General features: G+C 71.9%; 25 protein-coding genes. 11 read left to right on the top strand and 14 right to left on the bottom strand.

Annotated features, from left to right (window positions below):
• The first annotated feature begins 18 nt into the window (after window positions 1–18).
• Window positions 19–555, top strand: coding sequence for a hypothetical protein (locus ACWD26_RS11510; RefSeq protein WP_451268678.1), 537 nt, complete (start codon window positions 19–21; stop codon window positions 553–555).
• A 142-nt stretch (window positions 556–697) separates the two neighbouring features.
• On the opposite strand, the gene ACWD26_RS11505 is transcribed toward ACWD26_RS11510, so the two are convergent.
• Window positions 698–1,465: a hypothetical protein gene (locus tag ACWD26_RS11505; RefSeq protein WP_451268676.1), complete on the bottom strand. Its 768-nt coding sequence runs from the start codon at window positions 1,463–1,465 to the stop codon at window positions 698–700.
• Between the two features lie 175 nt (window positions 1,466–1,640).
• On the opposite strand from ACWD26_RS11505, the gene ACWD26_RS11500 reads away from it, so the two are divergent.
• Genes ACWD26_RS11500 through ACWD26_RS11490 form a run of 3 tightly spaced genes read left to right on the top strand, consistent with a single transcriptional unit; the run spans window position 1,641 to window position 4,783 of the window.
• Window positions 1,641–2,948 (top strand): magnesium transporter MgtE N-terminal domain-containing protein, encoded by a 1,308-nt coding sequence (locus ACWD26_RS11500; RefSeq protein ID WP_451268674.1) that lies wholly within the window; start codon window positions 1,641–1,643, stop codon window positions 2,946–2,948.
• Window positions 2,932–3,606 carry a DUF1003 domain-containing protein gene (locus tag ACWD26_RS11495; protein ID WP_451268672.1) on the top strand — a complete coding sequence of 225 codons (675 nt, stop codon included), beginning with the start codon at window positions 2,932–2,934 and terminating at the stop codon, window positions 3,604–3,606. Before ACWD26_RS11500 ends, ACWD26_RS11495 begins: the two co-directional genes overlap by 17 nt.
• Before the next feature lie 43 nt (window positions 3,607–3,649).
• Window positions 3,650–4,783, top strand: coding sequence for an Mrp/NBP35 family ATP-binding protein (locus ACWD26_RS11490; protein ID WP_451268670.1), 1,134 nt, complete (start codon window positions 3,650–3,652; stop codon window positions 4,781–4,783).
• A 141-nt stretch (window positions 4,784–4,924) separates the two neighbouring features.
• Here the strand turns inward: ACWD26_RS11490 and ACWD26_RS11485 are convergent, their stop codons facing one another.
• The 5 genes from ACWD26_RS11485 to sigE all read right to left on the bottom strand — a co-directional run bounded on the left by ACWD26_RS11485 (window position 4,925) and on the right by sigE (window position 11,103).
• A complete protein-coding gene (locus ACWD26_RS11485; RefSeq protein WP_451268668.1) occupies window positions 4,925–5,596 on the bottom strand; it encodes a hypothetical protein in 672 nt (223 codons plus the stop codon).
• 378 nt (window positions 5,597–5,974) lie between these two features.
• Window positions 5,975–6,436 (bottom strand): sec-independent translocase, encoded by a 462-nt coding sequence (locus ACWD26_RS11480; RefSeq protein ID WP_451268666.1) that lies wholly within the window; start codon window positions 6,434–6,436, stop codon window positions 5,975–5,977.
• 197 nt (window positions 6,437–6,633) lie between these two features.
• Complete coding sequence (locus ACWD26_RS11475; protein ID WP_451268664.1) at window positions 6,634–9,048, bottom strand: trypsin-like peptidase domain-containing protein; 2,415 nt, start codon at window positions 9,046–9,048, stop codon at window positions 6,634–6,636.
• A 142-nt stretch (window positions 9,049–9,190) separates the two neighbouring features.
• The gene (locus ACWD26_RS11470) at window positions 9,191–10,390 is read right to left on the bottom strand and encodes a zf-HC2 domain-containing protein (protein ID WP_451268662.1); all 1,200 of its coding nucleotides are present in this window, start codon (window positions 10,388–10,390) and stop codon (window positions 9,191–9,193) included.
• A complete protein-coding gene (sigE, locus tag ACWD26_RS11465) occupies window positions 10,387–11,103 on the bottom strand; it encodes an RNA polymerase sigma factor SigE (protein WP_451268660.1) in 717 nt (238 codons plus the stop codon). The genes ACWD26_RS11470 and sigE overlap by 4 nt, the downstream gene beginning before the upstream one ends.
• Window positions 11,104–11,373: 270 nt before the next feature.
• Here sigE and ACWD26_RS11460 point away from each other — a divergent pair, with 270 nt between their 5' ends.
• Entirely contained in the window at window positions 11,374–12,075 is a 702-nt protein-coding gene (locus ACWD26_RS11460; RefSeq protein WP_451269124.1) for an O-methyltransferase, read from the top strand.
• A 112-nt stretch (window positions 12,076–12,187) separates the two neighbouring features.
• Here the strand turns inward: ACWD26_RS11460 and ACWD26_RS11455 are convergent, their stop codons facing one another.
• Window positions 12,188–12,355: a DUF3117 domain-containing protein gene (locus ACWD26_RS11455; RefSeq protein WP_003966491.1), complete on the bottom strand. Its 168-nt coding sequence runs from the start codon at window positions 12,353–12,355 to the stop codon at window positions 12,188–12,190.
• 377 nt (window positions 12,356–12,732) lie between these two features.
• On the opposite strand from ACWD26_RS11455, the gene chcB reads away from it, so the two are divergent.
• Window positions 12,733–13,524 carry a 2-cyclohexenylcarbonyl CoA isomerase gene (chcB, locus tag ACWD26_RS11450; protein ID WP_451268658.1) on the top strand — a complete coding sequence of 264 codons (792 nt, stop codon included), beginning with the start codon at window positions 12,733–12,735 and terminating at the stop codon, window positions 13,522–13,524.
• A 35-nt stretch (window positions 13,525–13,559) separates the two neighbouring features.
• Here the strand turns inward: chcB and ACWD26_RS11445 are convergent, their stop codons facing one another.
• Window positions 13,560–14,168 carry a DNA-3-methyladenine glycosylase I gene (locus ACWD26_RS11445; RefSeq protein ID WP_451268656.1) on the bottom strand — a complete coding sequence of 203 codons (609 nt, stop codon included), beginning with the start codon at window positions 14,166–14,168 and terminating at the stop codon, window positions 13,560–13,562.
• Window positions 14,165–14,515 (bottom strand): DivIVA domain-containing protein, encoded by a 351-nt coding sequence (locus ACWD26_RS11440; RefSeq protein WP_451268654.1) that lies wholly within the window; start codon window positions 14,513–14,515, stop codon window positions 14,165–14,167. The genes ACWD26_RS11445 and ACWD26_RS11440 overlap by 4 nt, the downstream gene beginning before the upstream one ends.
• Before the next feature lie 118 nt (window positions 14,516–14,633).
• On the opposite strand from ACWD26_RS11440, the gene folP reads away from it, so the two are divergent.
• Entirely contained in the window at window positions 14,634–15,494 is an 861-nt protein-coding gene (gene folP, locus ACWD26_RS11435) for a dihydropteroate synthase (protein WP_451269122.1), read from the top strand.
• 174 nt (window positions 15,495–15,668) lie between these two features.
• On the opposite strand, the gene ACWD26_RS11430 is transcribed toward folP, so the two are convergent.
• Window positions 15,669–16,427: an LOG family protein gene (locus ACWD26_RS11430; RefSeq protein WP_451268652.1), complete on the bottom strand. Its 759-nt coding sequence runs from the start codon at window positions 16,425–16,427 to the stop codon at window positions 15,669–15,671.
• 104 nt (window positions 16,428–16,531) lie between these two features.
• On the bottom strand, window positions 16,532–17,611 hold the full coding sequence (gene dapE / locus ACWD26_RS11425) for a succinyl-diaminopimelate desuccinylase (RefSeq protein ID WP_451268650.1): 1,080 nt from the start codon (window positions 17,609–17,611) through the stop codon (window positions 16,532–16,534).
• Window positions 17,612–17,730: 119 nt separating this feature from the next.
• Between dapE and ACWD26_RS11420 the strand changes: the two genes are divergently transcribed.
• Together ACWD26_RS11420 and ACWD26_RS11415 are read left to right on the top strand one after the other, a co-directional pair.
• On the top strand, window positions 17,731–18,744 hold the full coding sequence (locus ACWD26_RS11420) for a heavy metal transporter (RefSeq protein ID WP_451268648.1): 1,014 nt from the start codon (window positions 17,731–17,733) through the stop codon (window positions 18,742–18,744).
• A gap of 312 nt (window positions 18,745–19,056) precedes the next feature.
• Window positions 19,057–19,470: an ATP-binding protein gene (locus tag ACWD26_RS11415; protein ID WP_451268646.1), complete on the top strand. Its 414-nt coding sequence runs from the start codon at window positions 19,057–19,059 to the stop codon at window positions 19,468–19,470.
• A 75-nt stretch (window positions 19,471–19,545) separates the two neighbouring features.
• Here the strand turns inward: ACWD26_RS11415 and ACWD26_RS11410 are convergent, their stop codons facing one another.
• A complete protein-coding gene (locus ACWD26_RS11410) occupies window positions 19,546–20,646 on the bottom strand; it encodes a bifunctional succinyldiaminopimelate transaminase/glutamate-prephenate aminotransferase (protein ID WP_451268644.1) in 1,101 nt (366 codons plus the stop codon).
• 178 nt (window positions 20,647–20,824) lie between these two features.
• Window positions 20,825–21,142 carry a ferredoxin gene (gene fdxA, locus ACWD26_RS11405; protein ID WP_005480604.1) on the bottom strand — a complete coding sequence of 106 codons (318 nt, stop codon included), beginning with the start codon at window positions 21,140–21,142 and terminating at the stop codon, window positions 20,825–20,827.
• 140 nt (window positions 21,143–21,282) lie between these two features.
• Here fdxA and ACWD26_RS11400 point away from each other — a divergent pair, with 140 nt between their 5' ends.
• The gene (locus ACWD26_RS11400) at window positions 21,283–22,344 is read left to right on the top strand and encodes a GNAT family N-acetyltransferase (RefSeq protein WP_451268642.1); all 1,062 of its coding nucleotides are present in this window, start codon (window positions 21,283–21,285) and stop codon (window positions 22,342–22,344) included.
• Between the two features lie 17 nt (window positions 22,345–22,361).
• Window positions 22,362–23,213 carry a transglutaminase-like domain-containing protein gene (locus ACWD26_RS11395; protein ID WP_451268640.1) on the top strand — a complete coding sequence of 284 codons (852 nt, stop codon included), beginning with the start codon at window positions 22,362–22,364 and terminating at the stop codon, window positions 23,211–23,213.
• A 91-nt stretch (window positions 23,214–23,304) separates the two neighbouring features.
• Here ACWD26_RS11395 and ACWD26_RS11390 read toward each other — a convergent pair whose 3' ends face one another.
• The gene (locus ACWD26_RS11390; RefSeq protein WP_451268638.1) at window positions 23,305–24,234 is read right to left on the bottom strand and encodes an ATP-binding cassette domain-containing protein; all 930 of its coding nucleotides are present in this window, start codon (window positions 24,232–24,234) and stop codon (window positions 23,305–23,307) included.
• Window positions 24,235–24,264: the final 30 nt, after the last annotated feature.

Here is a 24,264-nt window from a genome sequence, read left to right as displayed (position 1 = left end):
CCCGGTTAGGCTGCCTCCATGACCGCCGACTCGCTGGGCGCCGACGCGCTGCTCGATCAGGCCCTCGTGGAAGAGGCCACCAAGAAGTCCGGGCTCATCTGGGTGCGGGGGCAGGGGCCGGGTGAGCCGTCACGTGTGTTGTGGCACGTCTGGCACGAGGGCGCGGCGTGTGTGGTCGGTGACGGGCCGGGTGAGCAGCCGTTGACCGGGCTGGCCGACGGGGGCTCGGCCGTCGTCACCGTCCGCAGCAAGGACAAGGGCGGTCGGCTGGTGAGCTGGGCCGCGAGCGTCGTGGAGCTGGCCCCCGACTCCCCCGAGTGGCAGGCGGCCGTGGCCGAGCTCAAGGGCAAGCGTCTCAACGCCCCCGACGGCGAGGCGATGCCGGCGCGCTGGGCGAGGGAGTGCCGGGTGCTCCGGCTGCGGCCGACGGGCCCGACCCTGCCGCTGCCCGACGGCGACCTGGCGGAGGCGCCGGTCCCCACACCCGCGACGACCCGCCGGCCGATTCCGGCGGGGGTCCCGCGGCTGCTCTTCGGCCGCCGCAAACGGAAGTAGAGGGGCCCGAGGCCAAGGAGTCGGCGGGGCCGGATCAGCCGGCGGGGACACCCGACCGACCGACAATCTGTCGGCGGGGACAGCCCACCCGGTACCGACCGACAAGCCGTCGCTGCTCAGCCTGCGGCGGCGGAGCGTCGCGTCACGACGTCGGGAGTTGCTTGCCGTAGTCGACGACCGACTTCTTGTCCGGCTCCTCGAGGGTGAAGTTCTTGCCCCAGTCGGTGAGGAGGATGGTGCCGGCGTCGCCCGCGCGGACGAGGCGGAGGGGGTAGGGGGTGCCTTCGAGGGAGACGTCGAGGGTGCCGCCGGAGCCCTTGTCGCCGGTGATGCGGATCGTGCGGGTGCCCGACTGCTCGTGGTGGCCCTCGGTGGACAGCGTGCCGTGCAGGGTGAGGAGGCCGTCGAGAAGGACGTCCTTGTCGGTGAAGCCGCTGAAGCGCTTGTAGGCGGGGTCACCGGTCGGCACCTTCACATACATGCCGTCCAGTTTGTCCGCCGCGGCCGCCTCCGAGTCGTCCTGCTCCTCCCCGTTCCCGCCGCCCTTCCCGGAGTCCTGGTTGTCCCAGAAGTCCTTGTCGGCCTTGAGGAAGAGGTGCTCGCCGACCTTCAGCAGCCGGAAGGTGGAGCCCTCGGACGTCACCGAACCCGTACCGCCGTCCTCCTTCAGGCGCATGTCCAGCCTGTAGGTCCTGCCGTTGCTCACCACGGACCCGGACAGCCGCACCGTGTCCGCCGCCGTGGCGGCCGCCTTGGTCCTGCTCTGGATCTTCGCGGGTTCCAGCTTGCCGACCCCGTTGGTGCCCTCGTTGGGATCCTCGCCGCACCCCGTGAGCCCCAGCCCGCTGACCACGAGGGTGCAGACGGCGCTCACCAGTGCGGCCCTTCGCGGACGGGGAATCACAGTCACAGGCGATGCACCTCTTCGTGGGGAGTCCAGGCCTACCGCAGAGTACCGGGGGTCCCGGCATGCCACGGAGCCAGTCCGTCCGCACCGCTCACCAGGGCATATCCGATCGGGACGGGCTAGCCTGAAGCCCTCCTCGGCGGACAATCCCCCTGCGACGGAAGGAAAGGGGCGGCTCATGGCGGCGGTGGCGCCCCGGATCTTCGTCTCCCACCTCTCCGGCGTCGCCGTCTTCGACCCGAACGGCGACCAGGTGGGCCGCGTCCGCGACCTCGTGACCATCCTCCGGGTGGGCCGGAAGCCCCCACGGCTGCTCGGGCTGGTCGTCGAGCTGTCCACGCGCCGCCGGATCTTCCTGCCCATGACCCGGGTCACCGGCGTGGAGTCCGGCCAGGTCATCACCACCGGTGTCCTGAACGTACGCCGGTTCGAGCAGCGGCCCACCGAACGGCTCGTCGTCGGGGAACTGCTCGACCGCCGCGTACAGCTGGTGGAGACGGGCGAGGAGGTGACGGTCCTCGACATCTCAGTGCAGCAGCTGCCGGCCCGCCGGGACTGGGAGATCGACCGGGTGTTCGTGCGGAAGGGGAAGGGCGGGGCCTTCCGGCGGCACAAGGGCGAGACGCTGACGGTGGAGTGGTCGGCGGTCACCGGGTTCTCGCTGGAGGAGCACGGGCAGGGCGCCGAGAACCTCCTCGCGACCTTCGAGCAGCTCCGCCCGGCCGACCTGGCCAACGTCCTGCACCACCTCTCCCCCAAGCGCCGGGCCGAGGTCGCCGCCGCCCTCGACGACGACCGGCTCGCCGACGTCCTGGAGGAGCTGCCCGAGGACGACCAGATCGAGATCCTCGGCAAGCTCAAGGAGGAGCGGGCCGCCGACGTCCTGGAGGCCATGGACCCCGACGACGCCGCCGACCTCCTCGCCGAACTGCCCAAGGACGAGCAGGAACGCCTGCTGACGCTGATGCAGCCGGACGACGCGGCCGACGTCCGGCGGCTCATGGCGTACGAGGAGAAGACCGCCGGCGGTCTGATGACCACCGAGCCGATCGTGCTGCGCCCGGACGCGACCGTCGCCGACGCGCTCGCCCGGGTCCGCAACCCCGACCTGTCCCCGGCGCTCGCCGCCCAGGTGTACGTGTGCCGGCCGCCGGACGAGACCCCGACCGGCAAGTACCTCGGCACGGTCCACTTCCAGCGGCTGCTGCGGGACCCGCCGTACACCCTGGTCAGCGCGATCATCGACGACGATCTCCAGCCGTTGGACCCCGAGGCGGCGCTGCGGGCCGTCGCCGGGTTCTTCGCGACGTACGACATGGTCGCGGCGCCCGTCGTCGACGAGAGCGGATCGCTGCTGGGCGCGGTGACCGTGGACGACGTGCTGGACCACATGCTGCCCGAGGACTGGCGGGAGACGGAGTTCCATCTGCACGAGGACAACGGCGTCGCCGACGACGAGGGGGCCGCCGATGGTTCCCGAGCGTGACGGGCGCGAGGGGCGGGACGGGGGGCGCGAGAGGGCGCACTCCGGTGTGGGCGCACGCGAGCGCACACTGCACTCCGGGGCGCCCCTGCGGGAGCGCACGCTCTCGGGGGCCACAGCCCGCCCGCGTACACGTCTCGACCAGCCGCTGCCGCGCCGGGCCAGGTTCCTCCCCGAGTGGGACCCGGAGGCGTTCGGACGGCTGTCGGAGCGGATCGCACGGTTCCTGGGCACGGGCCGGTTCATCGTCTGGATGACCGTCGTCATCATCCTCTGGGTGGTGTGGAACGTCTCCGCCCCGCGTGACCTGCGCTTCGACAACTACCCCTTCATCTTCCTGACCCTGATGCTCTCCCTGCAGGCCTCGTACGCCGCCCCGCTGATCCTTCTCGCGCAGAACCGCCAGGACGACCGCGACCGGGTCAACCTCGAACAGGACCGCAAGCAGAACGAGCGGTCGATCGCCGACACCGAGTACCTGACCAGGGAGATCGCCGCGCTGCGGATCGGCCTCGGCGAGGTCGCCACCCGCGACTGGCTGCGCTCGGAGCTTCAGGACCTGGTCAGGGAGCTGCAGGAGCACGACGGTGACGGGCCGCGGGGGACGCGGACCGTATTCCCGCCGGAACACCCGCGCGGACGTGACATGGGCGACCGCTGACGGGGCTCCCAGGGGCCCCGCGGGTCGCCGTACCATCGTCCTTATGGCTACGGAAGACGCGGTGCGCGAAGCACTGTCGACGGTGAACGACCCCGAGATCAACCGACCCATCACCGAACTCGGGATGGTCAAGTCGGTGGAGATCGGTGCGGACGGAGCGGTCGCGGTCGCCGTGTACCTGACGGTCTCCGGCTGCCCCATGCGCGACACGATCACCCAGCGTGTGACCGAGGCGGTCTCGAGCGTCGAGGGCGTCACCCGCGTCGACGTCGAACTCGACGTCATGAGCGACGAACAGCGCAAGGAGCTGGCGAGCGCGCTGCGCGGCGGCCAGGCCGAGCGCGAGGTCCCCTTCGCCAAGCCGGGCTCCCTCACGCGCGTGTACGCCGTCGCCTCCGGCAAGGGCGGCGTCGGCAAGTCCTCGGTGACGGTGAACCTGGCGGCCGCCATGGCCGCCGACGGCCTCAAGGTCGGCGTCGTCGACGCCGACATCTACGGCCACTCCGTGCCCCGCATGCTGGGCGCCGACGGCAGTCCCACCCAGGTCGAGAACATGATCATGCCGCCGTCCGCGAACGGCGTGAAGGTCATCTCGATCGGCATGTTCACCCCGGGCAACACCCCGGTCGTCTGGCGCGGCCCGATGCTGCACCGGGCGTTGCAGCAGTTCCTCGCGGACGTCTACTGGGGCGATCTGGACGTCCTGCTCCTGGACCTCCCGCCGGGCACGGGCGACATCGCCATCTCGGTGGCCCAGCTGGTCCCGAACGCCGAGATCCTCGTCGTGACGACCCCTCAGCAGGCGGCCGCCGAGGTCGCCGAGCGCGCCGGTTCCATCGCCGTGCAGACCCACCAGAAGATCGTCGGCGTCGTCGAGAACATGGCGGGCCTGCCCTGCCCGCACTGCGACGAGATGGTCGACGTCTTCGGCACGGGCGGCGGCCAGTCCGTCGCCGACGGCCTCACCCGCACCACCGGCGCCACCGTCCCGGTCCTCGGCTCCATCCCCATCGACGTCCGCCTCCGCGAGGGCGGTGACGACGGCCGCCCGGTCGTCCTCTCCGACCCCGACTCCCCCGCCGGCTCCGCCCTGCGAGCCATCGCGGGCAAGCTGGGCGGCCGCCAGAGGGGCCTGTCGGGCATGAGCCTGGGAATCACCCCGAGGAACAAGTTCTAGGGGCGCCTGTCGAAGCCAGGGCCGCTGGAAAGGGGCGCGGGGAACTGCGCGACAAGCCACGACGCACCCGCACCCCCGAACCACCGAATCCCCAACGGCGATGAAGGGCACCGCAACACAACCCTGCGGTGCCCTTCGGGACTACGCGTACGCCTCGATGTCCTTGATCACGGCGAAGCCGAGCCCATACGCGCTCATGCCCCTCCCGTAGGCGCCCACGTGCACCCCCTGCGAGGTCGACCCGGCGAGCACCCACCCGAACTCGGACTCCCGGTAGTGGAACGGCGTCGGCACCCCGTCCACCGGCAGGGACAGCGTCGACCAGTCCGGACCGGCGAGATCGTCCGCGAGGACCCACGCCGTCTCGGTCTGCTGGTCGAGCCAGTCGTCCCGCCGGGTGTGGTCCAACTGCCCCGGCCAGGTGAAGGACAACAGCCCCACGCCCGCCAGCCAGGCGGCGGAGGAGACCGACGTGGCCTCCAGCACTCCCGTCCCGTCGGCGCTGCGACGCACGTCGTTCGCCGCGACGGTCACCACGACCGCGAAGCGCTCCTTGACCTCGTCGTCCGCCCCGGCGGTGTACTCGTTGCGCACCGAGGGCTCGTCACCGTGGCCGATCGAACCGTGCTCGACGGCTCCTTCCGCCGACGTACCGACCTGCATCAGCCAGCGCGGTCCCGTGAAGGCCTCGTCGAGGCCGTACCACGGGAAGGGCGCCAGCAGGTAGCCGTCGACCGTGCGTCGGGCGGAGGGGACAGGTTGTCCACCCTCCGCGGCCGACGCCTGCGCGCCTACCCGACTCGTCGTCTCCATCTGCCCGGACGCCTCCTCGCTCTCGGCGGACCGGAGCGGCCCGCCCCCCACTCGGGCGTCGTCGCTCGCTCTCCTTACGGTCCGCACAACAACTGGGCAGCATAGCCACAGCTCTCCGAGCAGCAGGGAAAGCGCCCGGCGCGTAGGACGGCGTACGGGCGGCTTCAGGCCGTACGAGGGTGCGTGGCGGTATGAATCGCGTCACGTACGGGGCGCGGCGGCACACGGGCGTACGGCACGGAAGGGCAGGCCTGAGGCGGTACGGGCGGTGAGCGGGCGTAAGACGGCGGGACCTACGACGGCCGGGCTTACAGCGGCAGGACCTACGGCGCGCCGGAGTCAGGGCGTCCCGGGCTTAAGGCGTGCCGGGCCTACCGCTCAGGTGGCGTCCATGTCGTACGGCGGACGCTCTTCGATCTCGAGCTTCTTCTTCGTCATGTCGACGGCACCGCCGGTCGAGCCCGAGGAGGAGCCACCGGAGTCGGCGCCGGACGACGAGGAGGCCGACGACTCTGACTCGCGGCCGTGGACCGCGTCCGTGAGCTCGGCCATCTCCTTCTTCAGGTCGAAGCCGTTGCGGATCTCCTTGAGCCCCAGCTCGTCGTTGTCCAGCTGCTTGCGGAGGAACGTCTTGGGGTTGAGGTCCTCGAACTCGAAGTCCTTGAACTCCGGGCCGAGTTCGTTGCGGATGTCCGCCTTGGCGCTGTCCGAGAACTCGCGGATCTTGCGGATGGTCCGCGTGACGTCCTGGATCACCTTCGGGAGCTTGTCCGGACCGAAGACGAGCACGGCGAGGACGACGAGCGTCACCACCTCGAGCGCACCTATGTCATTGAACACCTGAAGCTCCTTGCGATGTCCTCGGTCCCGTCCTCGGGCCTCGGCAGGTCTTCCGTGGTCCGGGCCGGATCCACGGTACCCGGCGATGCCGCCGATCCGGTACCGTCGGGCGGCTTCGGACCAGGTCCGCCCGGCGGGTTTTCCCAGCTGTTTGCCTGGCGGAATGGGGTACGGGACCCTCTTCTGTGAAGTTGCTGTCAGTCGCCGGACGAGCCGAGGGTCAGGGTGACCGTCTGCTCCTCGCCGTTCCGCTGGAGGGTCAGCTCCAGCCGGTCGCCGGGCCGGTGGGCGCGGACCTTGACGATCAGCTCGTCGCCGGAGTGGACGCGCTGGCCGTCGACCTCGGTGACGACGTCCCCCGAGCGGATGCCCGCCCGGTCGGCCGGGCCGCCCTCGGTCACCGCGGACCCGCCGCCGCTGCCCTCCTCGCCGATGCGGGCGCCGTCACCCGAGTAGTCCATGTCGAGGGTGACCCCGATCACCGGATGGGTCGCCTTGCCCGTGTTGATCAACTCCTCGGCGACGCGCTTGCCCTGGTTGATGGGTATCGCGAAGCCGAGCCCGATCGAACCGGCCTGTCCGCCGTCCGACTCGGAGCCGCTGCCGGCGGAGCGGATGGCGCTGTTGATGCCGATCACCCGGCCCTTGCCGTCGAGGAGCGGGCCGCCGGAGTTGCCCGGGTTTATCGGCGCGTCGGTCTGCAGCGCGTCCACGTACGACACGTCGCTCACGCCGCCGGCCGTGATGGGCCGTTCCTTGGCGCTGATGATGCCGGACGTGACGGTGTTGGCCAGGTCGAAGGGGGCGCCGATGGCGACGACCGGGTCGCCGACCTGGACCTGCTCCGAGTTGCCGAGGGTCAGCGGCTTGAGTCCGCTGACGCCGGACACCTTGACGACGGCCAGGTCGTAGCCGGTGTCCCGGCCGACGATGGTGGCCTTGGCCGTCTCGCCACCGCTGAACGTCACCGATATGTCGCCGCTCGTGCCGGCGGGGTCGACGACGTGGTTGTTGGTGAGGATGTGGCCCCGCTCGTCGAGCACGAACCCCGTGCCGGTGCCCTGCGCGCTGCTCCCGCTCACATGCAGGGTCACGACGCTGGGCAGGGCGCTGGCGGCGATCCCGGCGACGCTGTCGGGCGCCCGCCCTGTCACCCCGTCGGCGGCCTGCGGCAGTTCGACCTCGCCGACCCCGCCGTTGCGCTCCAGATACGCGCCCACGACACCGCCGACGCCGCCGGCCACCAGAGCGATCAGCAAGGCCCCGGCCAACAGCCCCTTCCCTCTCCGGCCCCGCCGCCGCGCGACGCCGCCCACTGCGGCCCCGTTCTGTTGCAACGACCCCGAACCGGCCCAGGGGTCGTAGTTCTGCCAGGGCCCGGGCGATGTCTGCGGCACGGCTCGGGAGGCGTCCGCGTAGCCGGCCGACGGAGGCTGAGCCCCCTCCGCGTACGGAGTCGCCGCAGCACGCGCCGCCTCCCCGAAGGGCGGCGGCCCCGGCTGCGACGGATAGGCATAGGAGGCCCCCGGGGGCTGGGGCGCCACCTGGGGCTGCTCCGGTTCGGGGGCCACCCCTGGCTGACCTGCCGCCGCCGTGGGCTGAGGCACGGTCGGGGGTACGGCGGTGCCGTGGGCCGGGGTCACCGAAGAGGGCGGAGGCGCTGCCGAGGCCGCTTCCGCGAGGGGTGTCGACGTGCTGGCCGAAGGGGGGCCCGAGTGCGCCAAGGCACCCGCCGCCGTCTCCCCGGCATGGGTTGGCACCCCCACCGAGGGGGCGTCGACGTGCGTGCCGTGCGCGGGAGTCGTCGCCGGGTGCTGGACCGGCGGAGCGGGCGCCCAGGGGCCTGGCTCGCCGTACGGAGGGGTGCTGTAGGGATCGGGGTCGTGCAGCGGCTTGGGGCGCTCGGAGAGCCCTCCAGCGGCGCTCAGGGCACCTGGCTCACCCGACAGCTGGGCCTCAGCGACAGCCGTGGCGGCCACCGCGGTGGCTGCCACAGCGGCAGAACCGGACCCACCGGGCTCCCCCGCGCGCCGGGCCACAGCCGCCTGGGAAACAGCTGCAGCCCCCGTGGCACTCTTCTCCAGCCCGAGCCGCGCGGTCACCTCATCGGAAGCCGGTGGACTCGCCCCGGCCCCCCGCGCGTCGCCCGCGTCGGCAGTACGGGGATCGCCCCCGTCGGCGTTCGTCGGCATCGCCGCCCCGTCGCCGTGGCGCGCGGCCTCGGCTGTAGCGGCCCCTTGGGCGACGCCGTCCGCCGCCTCGGCGAGCACGGCTCCGTGACTCGCCCCGGCCGCAGCACCACGCCCCTCCTCCGTCAGTGCCGGCCGCTCCAGCTCGAAGTCGCCGTTCGTGTCGGGAACCGGCGTGGAGCCGGACCGGTGCGGGGCTTCGGCGGCCGGGCGGGCCAGTTCGAAGTCGGTGTCGGCGGCGGTGTCGGCGCTGCGCGTCGCAGGCGCCGACGCCGGTCGTTCCAGCTCGAAGTCGCCCTCGCTGTTCGGCCCACCGACCGCGTCCTCGGGCACTTCGGTGTGGTCCCCCGTCGTCCCGGCCCCCGCGCCGTGCGCTCGGGGGCGGCTCCACCATTTCGCCTTCGTGGGCTTCCCCTCGTTCATGCTCTCCCCACACCTAGGGCCTGCCCCAAGGACCGGCCCGCCGCCCACCGTTTGCCGAGTGCCGCAGGCCGGAACCGGCCCGAGCGGACACGGCCCACTCTGGATTCAACCAGGTTCGCGGGCCGGCGGGCAGAACGCGGGGTCAGCGAAGGACGGGCGAGGTGGGTGTGGGAGACGAGGTGGCGTCGGGAGCCGTCAGCAGGCCCGGGCCGATGAGCTCGGGTGCCGGGGACAAGTCGGTCAGCTGGAGCGGCGGTGCGGCGGTGAGCGGACGTATGAGCGGTGACATGACGGCGGCGCCGGCCAGCACGGGTGTGGTCAGCGGGTGTACGGCCTGACGGTCCTGCCCGGCCGGAGCGGGGACTCCGGGCAGCAGGGGTGCGGAGATCTCCGTCGGGGCGACGGGCACCTCACCCAGGGACTGCTGACCCTGTCCGAGCAGCGGCCCGACGGTTCCCCGGCGGCGCTGCGACTCGGGGGACGGGACCGTCCCCGAGGGCTGGTTCCGCAGCGGGGTGACATTGCTGCCGGTGCCGGAGCCACCCCGGGCGTCGGCCGTCTCGACCGGCATCCCGTTGGTCACGCCGCCGAGGGCGATCGCGGCCAGCGAGACCGCGCCGGCCGCCACGAAGGCGAACCGCATGCCGCGCGAGGCCGAACGCTCGGCCTCCTGGCGGCTGACGTCATGGATCCGAAAGCCACGGTCGCCCGTGCCCCCTCTGTCATCCGCGGATCTCTCCTCGCGGTCCGGGCCGGCGTCCGCGTCCCTGGAGAGGTCACGTCCGCCCCCGAGGAAGCCACGCTCGCCCAGCGCCCCCCGGTCGCCCAGGAAGCCGCGCCCGCTCAGGAAGCCCCGGTCACCGAGGAACCCACGACCGCCGGACAGTCCTCGGCCGCCGAGCAGTCCGCGGCCCTCCGACGGCGTCAGCGCGCCGCCGTGTGGTCCCGACGGGACGTACCCGAAGGAGTCACCGGGTCCGAAGACACCGAAGTCGGCGAAGTCCCGGGAGTCGGAGGGGTCACCAGGCAGGCCCGGCCTGCCGGCCGCGCCCCCGAGTCTTCCTCCGAAGCCACCGGACAGCGGCGAGCCGCCGTCGGTGTCGCCGCCCGCCGGGAGCATCTGCAGACGGGCCAGGAAGCTCTCGGAGGGAGGCGGCGGGGCGGCCTCCGCGAACACGTTCTTCAGGCGGCGCTGCTCGTCCGCCTCCGTCTTGCACTTCGCACAGGTGGCGAGATGTGCCAGGACGCGGTCGCGCGCCTCATGACCGAGCTCTCCGTCGACCAGGGCGGAGAGACGGTCTCCCAGGTGCTGCTCTGCGGGCGTAGGACGGGATCCACTCACGCGGTCGCGCCCCCTCCTCCCAGCACGGGCACCCGGGGCACCGTGAACCCGCGGCGCTGCTCGGCCCGGGCCTCCGGGGAGCGGTGCGCGAGGGCCTTGCGGAGCTGCGAGCGGCCGCGGTGGATCCGGGAGCGGACTGTGCCCAGCTTGACGCCCAGGGTCGCGGCGATCTCCTCGTACGACAGTCCTTCGATGTCGCAGAGGACGACGGCGGCGCGGAACTCCGGCGCGAGCGTGTCGAGGGCCTGCTGGACGTCGGCGTCGAAGTGCGCGTCGTTGAAGATCTGCTGGGGGGTGGGCTCGCGGCTGGGCAGGCGCTCGGCCGCGTCCTCCCCCAGGGCGTCGAAGCGGATGCGCTGCTTGCGCCGGACCATGTCCAGGAAGAGGTTGGTGGTGATGCGGTGCAGCCAGCCCTCGAAGGTGCCGGGCGTGTAGGTCGACAGGGAGCGGAAGACGCGGACGAAGACCTCCTGGGTGAGGTCCTCGGCGTCGTGCTGGTTGCCGGTCAGACGGTAGGCGAGCCGGTACACGCGGCCGCTGTGGGTGCTGACGATCTCCTCCCAGGTGGGCGGAGTCCACGCCTGTGCGTGCGCGTCCGTGGTGAAGGTCGCGGTCTGTGCTCCGCCCGCGGCGAAAGCGTCGGCGTGGCTGTGGTCAGCGGTGTCGTTCACGGATTTCGGCCTGCCCGCCGATCCGAGAAAGCGCCGCAGCACTCCTCCCCGATCCACAGGCGCAGCCGCACCTCCCCTGTCGGCTCTGGTGGTGTCCAGTGGAGCCCCTACCATAGCCACCTCGCCCGTTAGCTCCGGATAAGCGGTTTTATAAGAAATTGATGTGCGCTGATGTGGCTCATATGGCTGATGCGGCCCATATGGCTTTGTCAGCACCCGCACCGATGCCCGCACCTGCTCGTCGGTCCGATCCATCCCGTGCCCCCCGTCGCGGCCCCCGTCACTCACTCATCCCTTTAAACGACCGGTCCCATCAGCAGGTTCCCGACGGCAACGGATACAGTCACGCCCAGGCAACCACGGGGACATAAGGAGAGGGTCATTACCGGCAACCGGCTGACGAGCTGGGCGTTCGCCGACGCCTTTGTCGCCGAGGACGACGCGCTGCGCTGGGCCCGTGACCGGGCCCGGGAGGCAGGGCTGCGCTCGGTGTCGCCCGGCACGGGCGCCGCGCTGCGGGTGCTCGCCGCCACCGTGGACGCGAAGGCGGTGGCGGAGATCGGGACCGGGACCGGTGTCTCCGGGATCCATCTGCTGCACGGCATGCGGCCGGACGGGGTGCTGACCACCGTGGATCCGGAGCCGGAGCACCAGCAGTTCGCCCGGCAGGCGTTCCGCGCGGCCGGCTTCGCCAGCAATCGGGCGCGCTTCATCCCGGGCCTCGCCCTGGACGTGCTGCCCCGGCTCGCGGACTCCGGGTACGACCTGGTCTTCTGCGACGGCGACCGGCTGGAGTCCCTCGACTACCTCGCTGAATCGTTGCGCCTTCTGAGGCCCGGCGGCCTCGTCGCCTTCGAGGGCGTCTTCGCCAGCGGCCGCACGGTGGACTCCAACCCCCAGCCGACCGAGGTCATACGACTGCGGGAGCTGCTGCGCACGGTCCGCGAGAGCCCCGAACTCGTCCCGTCCCTGCTCCCGGTGGGCGACGGCCTGCTGTGCGCGGTCAAACGCTGAGGGACACCTCGGGCCGGTGCGTCGGCTCCGCGCGCACCCCGCCACAACAGCGCCCCGGCACCGCCGGGAGGGGCGGTGCCGGGGCGCTGAAAGGGTATGGTCGCTACGCGCGTCAGCCGACGACCTTCTTGAGGGCGTCGCCGAGTGCGTCGGCCTCGTCCGGGGTCAGCTCGACGACGAGCCGACCGCCGCCTTCGAGCGGAACGCGCATGACGATGCCCCGCCCCTCCTTGGTCACCTCGAGCGGGCCATCGCCCGTCCGCGGCTTCATGGCCGCCATGCTCGTACCCCTTCCTGAAACCAGCTCATCGCCAAAGCCGACGGCCCTGAAGGGCAGGCGCGGTCCCACCTGGGGACACGCGACACCGGCATCGAACACATTGCTTCCAGGCCATTATCCCGCATCTCATGACCCGATGACCAACATCGGTCGGCATCGCTTGGGCAACGCGCGCGAGCAAAACCACCCAATTCGGCGATGTGACTGCGATACTGCGCCACCGCACGGTCCCGGGTCGTCGCTCGGCCGTTGGAGATTCTTTGACGCAGGTCACACGTCCGACCCCCGCCGCCACCCGTGATCTCCGCCATGCTGTGCTGTGACGCAGGACGTACTGACCAGTACGTCGCCAGCCGTGACACCGGAGGGGAACCCCTATGGCCGACACCGTGCTCTACGAGGTGCGCGACGGACTCGCGACGATCACGCTGAACCGACCCGAGGCGATGAACGCGCTGAACATCGCGACCAAGGTGGCCCTGCGGGAGGCCGTGGAGGCCGCCGCCGGGGACGACGCCGTGCGGGCGGTGCTGCTGACCGCCGCCGGTGACCGGGCGTTCTGTGTGGGCCAGGACCTGAAGGAGCACATCGGGCTGCTGGCCGAGGGCTCGGGCCAGGTCATGAGCACGGTCAAGGAGCACTACAACCCCGTGGTGAAGGCCATCACCGGGATGGCGAAGCCCGTGGTGGCCGGGGTGAACGGTGTCGCGGCCGGTGCCGGTCTGGGGTTCGCGCTCGCGGCGGACTACCGCGTGGTCGCGGAGACCGCCTCCTTCAACACGTCGTTCGCCGGGGTCGCGCTCACCGCCGACTCCGGGGTCTCCTGGACGCTGCCCCGGGTGATCGGCCCGGGTCGGGCCGCCGACCTGCTGCTCTTCCCGCGCAGCATCAAGGCCCAGGAGGCGTACCAGCTGGGGATCGCGAACCGGGTCGTTCCGACGGCCTCGCTGCACTCCGCCGCCGAGCAGGTGGCCCGGATGCTGGCCGAGGGTCCGACGGTGGCGTATGCGGCGATCAAGGAGGCGGTGGCGTACGGGTTCTCCCACTCTCTGACCGAGACGCTGGACAAGGAGGACGAGCTGCAGACTCGGGCGGGGGCTTCGGAGGATCACGCGATCGCTGTGCGGGCCTTCGTGAACAAGGAGACGCCGGCCTACTTGGGGCGGTGACGGCTCGTGGGGAACCGCGGGTTCAACGTGGTCGATCAAGCAGTTCCGCGCGTCCCTCGAGGGGCGCTTCTGGCGACGCATGTCTCCAGGTGGTCGTTCACCAAGCCGCACGCCTGCATCAGCGCGTAGGCCGTGGTCGGGCCCACGAAGCGGATGCCCTGCTTCTTCAGAGCCTTCGACAGGGCCGTGGACTCGGGGGTGACCGCCGGGACGTCCGCGAGGGTTCGGGGGGCCGGGCGGGTCGTCGGGTCCGGGGCGTGGGACCAGATGAGTGCGTCCAGGTCGCCCGGGGTCCAGGTGGACAGCACGCGCGCGTTGGCGATCGTCGCCTCGATCTTGGCTCGGTTGCGGATGATGCCGGGGTCGGCGAGGAGGCGTTCCTGGTCGGCTTCCGTGAAGGCGGCCACCGAGGCGATCTTGAAGTCGGCGAAGGCGGCGCGGAAGCCCTCGCGGCGGCGCAGGATGGTGATCCAGGAGAGGCCGGACTGGAAGGCCTCCAGGCAGAGCCGCTCGTACAGGGCGTCGTCGCCGTGGACGGGGCGGCCCCACTCCTCGTCGTGGTACGCGACGTAGTCCTCGGTGGACAGGGCCCAGGGACAGCGGAGGGCGCCGTCGGAGCCGGCCAGGGCGGTGCCGTCACTCACTGGTGGTCGCCCTCCTCCGGCTTGTGCAGCGAGGTCACCGTCGCCGCGCGGACGCCCGCGAGCGCGGACTCCAGGTCGGCGATACGGGCGTCCCGCTCGGCGATCTCGGCGCTGAGGCGGCCGAGGGCGTCGTCCACGTCCACCATGCGGTAGCCACGGAGGGCGAGCGGGAAGCGGAGCGCGTCGATGTCCGCGCGGTTGACCGGGCGGTCCGTCGGCAGCGGGTCCTGGAGCCGCTCGCCCTCGGCCTCCGGCAGTGCCGCGCTGTCGCCGCCGCCCACCACGGCGAGCGTCACCGCGGCGACCACCACGGCGAGCGCGACGACCAGGAACAAGAACATGAACATCGCTGGGTCCCCTCGAGTGTGTTCGGCTCCGATCGTGCCATGCGAGTCTGACAGTTAAGGTCGCAGGCGGTTGGGCAAGGTGGTCCATCACGGGGCGTACTGGGAGAGGTCACAGCGGATGCTCAAGCTGGGCAAGCGGGAATTCGGCCCGCACGAGCCGGTGATCATGGCGATCGTGAACCGGACCCCGGACTCCTTCTACGACCAGGGCGCCACCTTCCGGGACGAGCCGGCGTTCGCACGTGTGGAACAGGCGGTCGCGGACGGCGCGGCCATCATCGACATCGGTGGGGTGAAGGCCGGGCCCGGCGACGAAGTGACCGCGGCGGAGGAGGTCCGGCGGACCGTGGGGTTCGTCGCGGAGGTGCGGCGGCGGTTTCCCGATGTGGTCATCAGCGTCGACACCTGGCGGCACGAGGTCGGTGAGGCGGTGTGCGAGGCCGGAGCGGATCTGCTCAACGACGTGTGGGGTGGGATCGATCCCCGGCTCGCGGAGGTCGCGGCGCGGTATCGGGTGGGGCTGGTGTGTACGCACGCGGGTGGGGCGGAGCCTCGTACGCGGCCGCATCGGGTCGAGTACGACGACGTGATGGCCGACATCCTCCGGGTGACCGGGGGGCTGGCGGAGCGGGCGGTGGCGTTGGGGGTGCCTCGGGAGTCGGTGCTGATCGATCCGGGGCACGACTTCGGGAAGAACACGCGGCACAGTCTTGAGGCGACTCGGCGGTTGGGGGAGATGGTCGCGACGGGGTGGCCGGTGTTGGTGTCCCTGTCCAACAAGGACTTCGTGGGCGAGACCCTGGACAAGCCGGTGAAGGAGCGGGTGGTGGGGACGTTGGCGACCACGGCTGTCTCGGCCTGGCTGGGGGCTCAGGTGTTTCGGGTGCATGAGGTCGCGGAGACTCGGCAGGTGGTGGAGATGGTGGGGGCGATCGCCGGGTATCGGGGGCCTGCCGTTGCCCGGCGGGGGCTGGCCTAGATTCTTTTCACCCCCGCCGCCCCTACCCGTCCCTCCCCCAGGGGCTGCGTGCCCCTTCGGCCCCCGGTCAAAGACTCGGGGCTCCGCCCCGGACCCCGTTCGCGCAGTTCCCCGCGCCCCTGATTCGCGCGGTTCCTCGCGCCCCTGGACAGGGGCGCGAGGGGGTTCTGCTGGTTACCGGCCCGCCTCCTTCGAGACCAGGGCCACCGCCTCGTCCACGTCGTCCGTCACGTGGAACAGGGTCAGGTCCTTCTCGGCGGCCTTGCCCTGGGCGATGAGGGTGTTGGTGAGCCAGTCAACCAGGCCGCGCCAGTAGGACTCGCCGAAGAGGACGATGGGGAAGCGGGTGACCTTCTGGGTCTGGACGAGGGTGAGGGCCTCGAAGAGTTCGTCGAGGGTGCCGAGGCCGCCGGGGAGGACCACGAAGCCCTGGGCGTACTTGACGAACATCATCTTCCGGACGAAGAAGTAGCGGAAGTTGAGGCCGATGTCGACGTAGGGGTTGAGGCCCTGTTCGAAGGGCAGCTCGATGCCGAGGCCGACGGAGGTGCCCCCCGCTTCCAGGGCGCCCTTGTTGGCCGCCTCCATCGCGCCCGGCCCGCCGCCGGTGATCACGGCGAAGCCGGCCTCCACCAGGCCGCGGCCGAGCCGGACGCCCGCCTCGTACTCCGGTGAGTCGGCCGGTGTGCGGGCGGAGCCGAACACGCTGATCGCGGGCGGGAGTTCGGCGAGGGTGCCGAAACCCTCGATGAACTCGGACTGGATGCGCAGGACGCGCCAGGGGTCCGTGTGGACCCAGTCCGAGGGACCGCCCGCGTCCAGCAGCCGCTGGTCCGTGGTGCTCGCCTGCACCTGGCCGCGTCTGCGCAGCACCGGCCCCAGCCGCTGCTCGTCCGGTGGCTGCTTCTTGCCCTCGGGGTTGCCGGTCGCCATGTCCGCTCCCTCCGCCGTGCTGGTGGTTCACCTCAGCGTAGATCCATGCGGGTTACGGAGGGGGGACGCGAGCGTGTCCGCCATGAACCGCCGTCCCGGACACTTCACGCCGTCAGCCAGGACCTCAGCCGTTCCTCGCCGACCAGGATCTTCGCCGTATCCACCCGTTCGTCGCGGCGGTGTGCCAAGTGCGGGTTGCCGGGACCGTAGTTGACGGCCGGCACACCGAGGGCGCTGAAGCGGGAGACGTCCGTCCAGCCGTACTTGGGCTGGGCCGTGCCGCCGACCGCCTCGATGAAGGCCGCGGCCGCCGGGTGGGACAGACCGGGCAGCGCACCGGGGCTGTGGTCGTCGACGACGAACTCCTCGACCCCGCAGTCGGCGAAGACCTCGCGGACGTGCGCGATGGCCTCCTCCTCCGAACGGTCGGGCGCGTAGCGGAAGTTGACCGTCACCACGCACGCGTCGGGGATGACGTTGCCGGCCACGCCACCCGAGATGCCGACCGCGTTCAGGCCCTCGCGGTACTCCAGGCCGTCGATCATCGGGTAACGCGGCTCGTACGACGCCAGCTTCGCCAGGATCGGGGCCGCCGCGTGGATGGCGTTGGAGCCCATCCAGCCGCGAGCGGAGTGGGCGCGCTCGCCCTTGGTCGTCAGCAGCACCCGCAGAGTGCCCTGGCAGCCGCCCTCGACCTCGCCGTTCGTGGGCTCCAGGAGGACCGCGAAGTCACCCTCCAGCCACTCGGGGTGGGCCTCGGAGACGTGCTTCAGACCGTTCAGGTCGGCGGCGACCTCTTCGTTGTCGTAGAAGACGAAGGTCAGGTCGCGGTTGGGGGCCGGGACCGTGGTCGCGATCCGCAGCTGGACCGCGACGCCGGACTTCATGTCACAGGTGCCGCAGCCCCACAGGACGCCGTCCTCGTCGAGGCGGGAGGGGACGTTGTCCGCGATGGGCACGGTGTCGATGTGGCCGGCCAGGATCACGCGCTCCGCCCGGCCCAGGTGCGTACGGGCGACGATGTTGTTGCCGTACCGGTCGACCATGAGGTGGGGCAGGCCACGCAGGGCGGTCTCGATCGCGTCCGCGAGGGGCTTCTCGGTGCCGCTCTCGGAGGGGAAGTCGACGAGCTGCGCGGTGAGCCGCGCGGCGTCCAGCGTGAGGTCAATCGGGGTCTCGGCCATGCCCCCGACCCTAACGCGCCGCCGGCGCGGGGCCGCCCGGCGAGTGGATCCGGTCAGCTCCCCTGTGAGTGTTCACAACTCCTGCACGTCCGCCATTACTCTCCAGTACCTTGGACCGCGTGTCAGAGCCGTACCCCTTTTCCCCAGCTGCTCGCCCCCGCCGTCGCGGCCGTCGTGTGCTGCGCTTCCTGGCGGCGCTCGTCGTTCTGACCGCCCTCGGGGCGTATCTCGCCGTCCAGTATCTGACCGGCGGGAACGGCACACCGCGGTGCGTGGTCGTGTCCGGGACGGACGACGGGGCGTCGTACGAGTTCACGCCCGAGCAGGCGGCGAACGCGGCGACGATCTCGGCGGTCGGCACCTCGCGCGAGCTGCCCGAGCGGGCCGTGACGATCGCGCTGGCGACCGCGCTCCAGGAGTCGAGCCTGCGCAACATCGCCCACGGCGACCGGGACTCGCTCGGGCTCTTCCAGCAGCGGCCGTCGCAGGGCTGGGGCACCGAGGAACAGATCCAGGACCCCGTGTACGCGGCGGGCGAGTTCTACGAGCACCTCGTCAAGGTCGAGGACTACGAGCGGCTGCCGCTGACCGTCGCCGCCCAGCGGGTGCAGCGCAGCGGCTACCCGGATGCCTACGCCAAGCACGAACCGGACGCCGCGCTGCTCGCCGCCGCGCTGACCGGACGGTCGGCGGCCACGCTGACCTGCGAGGGGCGCCGGGACGCCACCGGCGCCTCCGCCGCCTACGCGGGCGGCCCGGACGCGGTGCGCGGCGCGCTCGCGCGGGACTTCGGGGACGGCGCGTTCGAGGCGGCAGGGGCGGTCGTGAGCACGGAGGGCGATGCCTCCGCCCAGGCGAGCCCGACGCCCAGCCCGGCCGTCTCCCCCGCCGCCGGGACCGTCACCATCCCCCTCACGGACACCGGTGACGCCGGCGAGGTCCGGCGGCGCGGCTGGGAGCTGGCGCACTGGGCCGTGGCCAACTCCTCCCGTCTGGGCGTCGAGCGCGTCTCGTACGCGGGCCGGGAGTGGATCGCCGAGGGCCGGGCCGGGGCGTGGCGCAAGGCCAGGACCGCGGGGGGCGCCCTTGTTGCGGGCTCCACCGCCGAGGTCCGAATCGTCACTGGACAGTAGGGCGCACGGCTCACCCGTGCGGGGTAGGTCCGGCGCGTCGGGTGGACGGGACGCGCAGCTTTTCGCCCGCTCACCCTCGTATCGCGGAAATCCTTGAGACCACAGGGCTGTAAGGATTCGGCGGACTTTCGAACCGGGTGACGTTCGTACGCTTTGATCCGCATTTGATAATGAGACGCATTACCAACTCTTTACGTGGAGTCGCCGCAACCTTCGCGGACTTCGAGCGGTAGTCACTGCGTCCGAGCCCGGAACGATCAACTCCCGGGTGCGGTCGGACACTTCAACGTTCTCTTCCGTCAAAGGAGCACCATGTCCCTCCCCCTGACCCGCCGGATCGCCCGTGCCGCGCTGCTCACCGCAGCGGGAGCGGCCTCCGTGGTCGGTGCGGCCGGCTCCGCGAGCGCGGCGCCCGAACTCCCGGCCACCCCGAACCTCGGCGGCCTGTCCGCCGTCGACGGGGCCAACGCCGGCAACACCGTGGACGGCGCGGCGCAGAACGTCACCGGGGTCGCCGGCGACGCCGGTACCAAGGCGACCAAGCAGACCCTGCCGACCGTGAGCAAGACCGGCGGGAAGGCCGTCAAGACGACGACGCCCGTCGCGCAGAAGGCCGCCGGGGAGGCCGCCGGCTCCGCCGGTACCGTCCTGGGTGACACGACCAAGACGGCCACCAAGGGCGGGCTGCCCACCGGGCAGCTCCCGGCGAAGAGCCCGCTCGGCTGACGCCTGGTTCGACCGCGCAGGGGTCCGGGGTCTCCCCCGGGCCCCTTCGGGTTTCGTGCGGCGGGGCCGGGACAGCTACGCCTGAGCCAGGCGCTCCACCGCCGCCGCCACCCTCTCGTCCGTCGCCGTGAAGGCCACGCGTACATGGTGGTCGCCCGCGGGGCCGTAGAAGTCGCCGGGTGCCACGAGGATGCCCAGGTCGGCGAGGTGGGCGACGGTGGTCCAGCAGGATTCGCCCCGGGTGGCCCACAGGTAGAGGCTGGCCTCGCTGTGTTCGATGCGGAAGCCGTGGGAGACGAGGGCTTCGCGGAGGGCCGCGCGGCGGGCCGCGTAGCGGGCGCGCTGCTCCTGGACGTGGGCGTCGTCTCGGAGGGCGGCGACCACGGCGGCCTGGGTGGGGGCCGAGGTCATCATGCCGCCGTGCTTGCGGATCTGGAGCAGGGGGCCGAGGACGGCCGGGTCACCGGCGAGGAAGGCCGCGCGGTAGCCCGCCAGGTTGGACCGCTTGGAGAGGGAGTGGACGGCGACGATGCCCTCGTACGAGCCGCCGTTGACGTCCGGGTGGAGGACGGAGACCGGGTCGGCGTCCCAGCCCAGCTCCAGGTAGCACTCGTCGGAGAAGATCAGGATGCCGTGTTCGCGGGCCCAAGCGACGATCCGGGTCAGTTCGGCCTTGGACAGGACCTTGCCCGTCGGGTTGGACGGGGAGTTCAGCCAGAGGAGCTTGAGGCCGGCGGGGTCCAGGACGGTGGGGTCGTCGTAGACCTCGTGGTCGGCGCGGGCGAGGCGGGCGCCCACCTCGTACGTCGGGTAGGCCAGGCGCGGGTGGGCGACCCGGTCGCCGGGGCCGAGGCCCAGCTGGGTGGGGAGCCAGGCGACCAGTTCCTTGGAGCCGACGATCGGCAGGACGTGGTGGTGCGTGACGTCCCGGGCGCCGAGGCGGCGCTCCAGCCAGCCCGTGATCGCGTCGCGCAGTTCGACGGTGCCCCAGACGGTCGGGTAGCCCGGCGAGTCCGCCGCGGCCACCAGCGCCTTCTGGATCAGGTCGGGCACCGGGTCGACCGGGGTGCCGACGGAGAGGTCGACGATGCCACCGGGGTGAGCGGCGGCCGTCGCCTTGTACGGCTCCAGCTTGTCCCAGGGAAAGGTCGGGAGGCGGTCGCTGACTGCGGACACGGGATCTGGCTCACTTTCTCGTACGTACGTTCCCGAGCGGTGGGCCGGACGCGTACGTGCCGCTCGTACGGCGAACGCCTCGGTCCCGTACGGCGATCATGGTGATCGGGCCGTACGGGACCGAGGCGGCGCGGATGCGGGCCGCCGGGGCGTCACCCCGGGGCCTGCGGCGTCGCTCTCAGGCCTGCGGCGGGAGTGCGGCGACGAAGGGGTGGTCGCGCTCGATCAGGCCGAGCTTGCTGGCACCACCGGGCGAGCCGAGCTCGTCGAAGAACTCGACGTTCGCCTTGTAGTAGTCCTTCCACTCCTCCGGGGTGTCGTCCTCGTAGAAGATCGCCTCGACCGGGCACACCGGCTCGCAGGCACCGCAGTCGACGCATTCATCCGGGTGGATGTAGAGGGACCGCTGACCCTCGTAGATGCAGTCGACCGGGCACTCCTCGATGCACGCCTTGTCCTTGACGTCGACACAAGGCTGCGCGATGACGTAGGTCACGCTGTCGTTCCTCCTCGATAGGGCGCTGGCGGGCCTCCTCAGGCTCCGCCGCCTGGCGCGCGGGAGCGCGGCGTCGTCGATGCCCGCACCTAGTATCTCCGTTCCTGGGCATGATCCGAACAGGAGGGGTGAACTGACCTGTGGAAATCTCTGCCGGTGGACGTCTCGAGATCCGTGTCTCCGCTGCTGACGTGGGCAAACGCGTCTCCGTGCGGCGCGTGGACGACACTGCCGCGGGGGGTGGGAAATTCACTGACACGGTCGGTGTTCTCACATCATGGGACGACGGTGTCCTGCTGATCACCCGCCGGGACGGCGAGCGGGTGCGGATCGAGGAGTCGTCGCTGGTCGCGGGAAAGGTGGTGCCCGCCGCCCCCGCCCGTCGGCGCGGTCCCGCCGCCTCCTATGAGGAGCTGGCGCGGGTCGCCGCGCGGGCCTGGCAGCCGGTCGAGCGGGAGCGGCTCGGTGAGTGGGAGCTGCGGGCCGCCTCCGGCTTCACCCGTCGCGCCAACTCGGTGCTGCCCCTCGGTGACCCCGGCCTGCCCCTGGACGACGCGCTGACGGCCGTACGCGGCTGGTACGCGGCCCGGGGGCTGCCCGCGTTCATACAGCTGGCCACGGGCGCCGAGGGCACCCAGGAGCTGCTGTGCGCCGAGGTGGCGGACCGGGGGTGGGTGCGGGAGGTCACGGCCGAGCTGTGGACCGGGGCGCTCGCGCCGGTCGCGGACCGGGAGGCGCCCGGGGTCGAGCTGTCCCGGACGGCGGACGAGGCGTGGCTCGGCCGCTACCGGCGCAAGGGCGTCGGGGAGGTCGCGCTGAAGGTGCTCGGGAGCGGACCGTCGGTGTGGTTCGCGACCGTGCCGGGGGCCCAGGACGCGGGGCCGGCCGCCATCGGGCGGTGTGTCGTGGACGGGCGCTGGGCCGGTTTCGCGGCCGTCGAGGTCGACCCCGCGCAGCGGCGGCGGGGGCTCGCCACGGCCGTGATGGCCGCGCTGGCCCAGCGGGCGCTGGACGAGGGGGCGTCCGCGGGCTGGCTGCAGGTGGAGACGGACAACGCGGGGGCGCGGGCGCTGTACGGCGCGATGGGGTTCTCGGCGCATCACTCGTACCACCACTACCGGGAACCTGGGAGTGGCCGTCGGGGGCCGGGGAGTGCGGCCGAGGGCTCCGGCTTCGGCTCCGAGTCGTATCGATCGTCGTGAACGGGCATCACCCTGCTGTGCCGGGTCCCTATCCCCCTGAGCCGGAGCGGGCCGCTGAGGTGCGGCGGCGGTTCGCCGAGGAGGCGCGGGCCGAGCGGCCCGATCTGGCGATGCTGTGTCTGCTGGTGGGCGCGGCGGGAGACGGTTCGCTCGACGAGGACGGTGTCGACGCCGCCGAGATCGAGCTCGACCGGCTGGCCGGGCTGATGCCGTACCGGCCCGGTGAGCCCCGTGCGTGGGCGGTCGCGGCGGCGGAGCTGCTCGGGGAGCGGTGCGGGTTCCGTGGTTCCGCCGGGGACTACCAGCGGCTGGAGTCGTCGCTGCTGCACCAGGTGCTCCTGCGGCGGCGGGGGCTGCCGATCCTGTTGTCGGTGGTGTGGATGGAGGTGGCCCGGAGAGCGGGGGCGCCCGTGTACGGGGTGGCGCTGCCGGGGCACTTCGTGGTGGGGTTCGGTCCGCGTGAGCGGCAGGTGCTCGCCGACCCGTTCGACGGGGGGCGGGTGCTGACCGGGAGCGATGCGGAGCTGCTGGTCGCGGGGGCCACGGGGGCTCCGCTGGACCCCGGGATGCTGAGCCCCGCCGATCCGTTGGACGTGGTGGTGCGGATCCTCAACAACGTGCGGGCGTGGGCGGCGGCGCGGCCCGAGCGGTCGGATGTCGCGTTGTGGGCGCTGGAGTTGTCCTTGGCGATGCCCTCGCATCCGGCGCGGTTGCGGTACGAGTGGGCGCGGTTGCTGGTGCAGCGGGGGGAGTTTGTGCGGGGTGCTGCCGCGTTGGAGGAGTATGCGGAGGTGGTGGCGGGCGTGGATGCGGGGGCGGCCGAGAAGGTGCGTCGGCAGGCTGATGCGGCTCGGGCGCGGCTGAACTGAGGGCGCCTGTTCGCCTCGGGTTTGTTGTGCGTTGGCGGGTGCGGGTGATTCGTGGCTGGTCGCGCGGTTCCCCGCGTCCCTTCGGGGCGCGCTACAACCAGCCCTTCTCCCTTGCGGTGCGGACCGCCTCCGTTCTGTTGCGTACCGCCAGCTTGTGGATCGCCGTCGACAGGTAGTTGCGGACCGTGCCCTGGGAGAGGTGGAGGGCCTTGGCCAGTTCCGCGTTCGTCGAGCCGTCCGCCGCTGCTCGCAGGACCTCTCGTTCGCGGTCGGTCAGGGGGTTCGCGCCCTCGGCCAGGGCCGCTGCCGCGAGCGTCGGGTCGATGACCCTTTCGCCTGCCAGGACCCTGCGCACCGCGTCCGCGAGTTGGGCGGCCGGGGCGTCCTTGACCAGGAACGCGTCGGCGATGGCGTCGGCCTCTTCGAGGTAGTGCGTGGCGAAGAGGACCGTGCGGCCCTGGTCGGCCTGTTCGCGCATGGTGACCCAGAAGGCCTGGCGGGCGGAGACGTCCATGCCGGTGGTGGGCTCGTCCAGGACGATCAGGTCGCTGTCGCCGGCCGTGGCGAGGGCGAAGCGGACCCGCTGGGCCTGGCCGCCGGAGAGCTTGTCGACCTTGCGGCCGGCGATCTGGGTGATGCCTGCGCGGGCGAGGACGTCGGGGACCGGGTACGGCCTCGGGTGCAGGGCGCAGGCGAGCCGGACCAGTTCGGCGACCGTGACCTCGTCCATCAGGCCGCCGCTCTGCAGCATGGCGCCCACGCGGCCGGCGACGATCGCCTCGCGCGGGCTGGTGCCGAAGAGGCCGATCGTGCCGCTGTCGGCGTTCTTGAGGCCGAGCAGCAGGTCCAGGGTGGTGGACTTGCCGGCGCCGTTCGGGCCCAGCAGGGCCACGGTCTCCCCCGGGTGCAGGGCGAGCGTCAGACCGTCCACGGCCCGCACGTCGCCGTACACCTTCGTCACGTTGTCGAATCCCACCACCGTCGAGTCGGTGGCCGTCGTCGTGGTCGTCATGGGCACCATCGTCGGCGCGCCGGGGGTGGGAGCGGCAGT

The sequence above is a fragment of the Streptomyces sp. NPDC002787 genome, assembly GCF_053592095.1.
Note: the sequence above shows the minus strand (reverse complement) of the source record. Positions and strands in the feature narration are given on the sequence as shown.

What these genes read in the sequence shown, in the direction of transcription:
- ACWD26_RS11510 (WP_451268678.1), top strand. Translation starts at nt 19, where the DNA reads ATGACCGCCGACTCGCTGGGCGCCGACGCGCTGCTCGATCAGGCCCTC.
- ACWD26_RS11500 (WP_451268674.1), top strand. Translation starts at nt 1,641, where the DNA reads ATGGCGGCGGTGGCGCCCCGGATCTTCGTCTCCCACCTCTCCGGCGTC.
- ACWD26_RS11495 (WP_451268672.1), top strand. Translation starts at nt 2,932, where the DNA reads ATGGTTCCCGAGCGTGACGGGCGCGAGGGGCGGGACGGGGGGCGCGAG.
- ACWD26_RS11490 (WP_451268670.1), top strand. Translation starts at nt 3,650, where the DNA reads ATGGCTACGGAAGACGCGGTGCGCGAAGCACTGTCGACGGTGAACGAC.
- ACWD26_RS11485 (WP_451268668.1), bottom strand. Translation starts at nt 5,596, where the DNA reads ATGGAGACGACGAGTCGGGTAGGCGCGCAGGCGTCGGCCGCGGAGGGT.
- ACWD26_RS11475 (WP_451268664.1), bottom strand. Translation starts at nt 9,048, where the DNA reads ATGAACGAGGGGAAGCCCACGAAGGCGAAATGGTGGAGCCGCCCCCGA.
- ACWD26_RS11455 (WP_003966491.1), bottom strand. Translation starts at nt 12,355, where the DNA reads ATGGCGGCCATGAAGCCGCGGACGGGCGATGGCCCGCTCGAGGTGACC.
- chcB (WP_451268658.1), top strand. Translation starts at nt 12,733, where the DNA reads ATGGCCGACACCGTGCTCTACGAGGTGCGCGACGGACTCGCGACGATC.
- ACWD26_RS11440 (WP_451268654.1), bottom strand. Translation starts at nt 14,515, where the DNA reads ATGTTCATGTTCTTGTTCCTGGTCGTCGCGCTCGCCGTGGTGGTCGCC.
- folP (WP_451269122.1), top strand. Translation starts at nt 14,634, where the DNA reads ATGCTCAAGCTGGGCAAGCGGGAATTCGGCCCGCACGAGCCGGTGATC.
- ACWD26_RS11430 (WP_451268652.1), bottom strand. Translation starts at nt 16,427, where the DNA reads ATGGCGACCGGCAACCCCGAGGGCAAGAAGCAGCCACCGGACGAGCAG.
- dapE (WP_451268650.1), bottom strand. Translation starts at nt 17,611, where the DNA reads ATGGCCGAGACCCCGATTGACCTCACGCTGGACGCCGCGCGGCTCACC.
- ACWD26_RS11415 (WP_451268646.1), top strand. Translation starts at nt 19,057, where the DNA reads ATGTCCCTCCCCCTGACCCGCCGGATCGCCCGTGCCGCGCTGCTCACC.
- ACWD26_RS11390 (WP_451268638.1), bottom strand. Translation starts at nt 24,234, where the DNA reads ATGGTGCCCATGACGACCACGACGACGGCCACCGACTCGACGGTGGTG.